Source organism: Mesorhizobium sp. M5C.F.Ca.IN.020.32.2.1 (assembly GCF_004023105.1).
In the GTDB taxonomy this organism is placed as follows: domain Bacteria; phylum Pseudomonadota; class Alphaproteobacteria; order Rhizobiales; family Rhizobiaceae; genus Mesorhizobium; species Mesorhizobium wenxiniae.
In genome coordinates, this window is the sequence record NZ_RZSX01000929.1 from 1 (window position 1) to 2,350 (window position 2,350).

2 protein-coding genes are annotated in these 2,350 nt (G+C 66.2%); both read right to left on the reverse strand.

The window, feature by feature from the left end; translation table 11 throughout:
* On the reverse strand, positions 1-448 hold a 448-nt coding region (locus tag EOA86_RS31025; RefSeq protein ID WP_281035715.1), incomplete at its 3' end, for a transglutaminase N-terminal domain-containing protein.
* Positions 449-472: 24 nt separating this feature from the next.
* Positions 473-2,350 (reverse strand): circularly permuted type 2 ATP-grasp protein (locus EOA86_RS31030; RefSeq protein ID WP_128345101.1); only part of this gene is annotated, 1,878 nt, incomplete at its 5' end.

Genomic DNA, 2,350 nt, shown 5'->3' on the forward strand with positions numbered 1-2,350 from the left:
GGTCCATGGCCGTGCTGACAGCGGAGTTGCCGGCACTGCTCCGCGCGTAGGCCGTGATCGCCGCATCGATGCCGGCATGGTCGCTGGCGGCCAGAAAGTGATGCGGTGTATCAGGCGACAGCGACCGCACCGCATCGAGTTCCTCCCTCAGCCGGCGAATGTCGGGCGACACGTCAAGCCCAGGTTCCGGCCGCGAAACCGCGACGCGCGCGCTCATCCTGATGTCGAGCGCATCGTGAACGTCGCGAAAGGCGATCGACGTGACATTGTTGCCAAAGAAATCGGAAAAATCCGAGCGTTCGCTCGGCGCCGGTGCGAAGGACAGCGAAGCGGCGATCACGCGCTGCACGCCCGCTACCGTCGGCGGCAGCACGCGCACCTGATGGCGGCCGCCGCCGGCCGCAGCATCGTAATCGTAACGTAGCTTGAGCCTGATATCGTAGAGCATGCCCGCCTTTATCCGAACCCGTCCCTACCCGAAATAGGATTTGGCGAGGCTGTTGTAGAGGCCGCCGATCTCGTTGGCGAGATCGGCCAGGGCCGGCGCCGTCATGTCCGATGGCTCCTTGATGGCGATCGCCGTGTTGAGCTGCAGGATCTCTTTCGCCGCCGGCGACATGTGCCCCTCGCCGCCGACAGCAGGCAACAGCGCGATTTCGGCCTTCAGCCGCTCGAGCTGGAACAGGATGGAGCGCGGGTTGAGCGGATCGAGCACCAGGAGGTCGATCACAGTGCGCCGGCCGGCCTGCACCGGATACTGCCGCCGGTGGGTCATGACGCTGTCGCCGATCTCCAGCATCATGTCGAGCGCGCCGTCCGGCGCCGCAGCCCTGGTCAGCCTGGCGAGCGTGCGGGCAATCTGGATGACGCGTTCCAACCGCCGGCCGATCTCCAGGAAGCGCCAGCCGGTGAAGCGGTACATATTCTCATGCAGCAGGCCGGAAAACCCGGCGAGCTTGCGCAGGATGACCGTCATCGCCCGCGTCGCATCATCGCCCGGCGCCACCGTTGTGGCGAATTGATGAATGGTCTTCGACAGATCCTTCAGCGCTAGCCAGCCATCGGGCGAGAAGCGGTCGCGGATTTGTCCGGCGCTGTAGACGGCGCTGTCCAGTGTGCCGATCAGCCCCGGCGGGATCGCGGTTTCGACGTCGATGCCGAACGGTTCGAGATAATCTCTGATATCGGCAAGCAGCGGCATGTCCGGGTCGGATGCCTCGGCCAGCCGCACGTGATAGGCGCGCAGGATGCGCACCGTGTCTTCCGATCGCTCGATATAGCGGCCGAGCCATGTCAGGTTTTCCGCCGCGCGGCTGGGCAGGCTGCCCGGCAAGGTGCGGGTGAAGGTGTCGTGCTCCTGCGGCAGCAGCGTCTCGCGCTCCACCGGTCTGTCGCTGACCACCCACACATCCGCCGCCTGGCCGCCGCGCTGCATGGCGATTGCCGTCGGGTCAAGCGAAAAGCCGACGCGGGCAAAGCCGCCGGGCATCACCGTCCAGCCTTCCGCGGTTCGCGCCAGATAGACGCGCAGGGCTGCTGGTCGCGGCTCCAGCCAGCCGCCGACATAGACCGGCGTGGTCGAAAGCGTCACCGCTTCCTGTCCGACGAAGTCGCCGCCGTCCCTTTCGATCCGGGCTATCAGTTCGGCCCGCTCCCCGGCAACGAGCGCCGAGCCCAGCCTCGTGGAATCGTCATCCTCGAAGGCAAGCCGCGTCGACAGCGCCGGACCGATCACCATGCGGTCGAGGTTAGCCAGCACATGGTCACGGTCCGCGTCCCGCCCGCACCACCACGTCGCGACACTCGGCAGCAGAAGTCCCTCGTTGCGCAATTCGCGCGAAATCTTCGGCAGGAAGGCGGACATCGCCCGCGTTTCCATCAGCCCGGAGCCGAGCGCGTTGATGGCTGAGACGGCTCCCCGGCGGATCGCCTCGACCAGCCCTGGCGTGCCGATCTGCGACTCCGCCCGCAACTCCAGCGGATCGGCGAAAGCGGCGTCGAGCCGTCGCCACAGTACGCTGACCGGCATAAGCCCCGAAACGGTGCGCACCATAAGCCGGCCGCCGGAGACGGTCAGATCCTCGCCTTCAAGCAACATGATGCCGAGATAGCGGGCGATATAGGCATGTTCGTAATAAGTTTCGTTGAGCGGCCCCGGGGTCAGGATGGCGACACGGCCGCCTGATACCTTGGCCATGCCGTTCAGCGCGTCGCGAAAGCGGCGGAAGAAGCCGGCAAGGCGATGCACGTGCATCTCGCCATAGATGTCGGACAGCGCACGCGTGGTTGCGACGCGGTTTTCCAGCGCAAAGCCGGCACCCGACGGCGCCTGCGTGCGGTCACCCAGCAC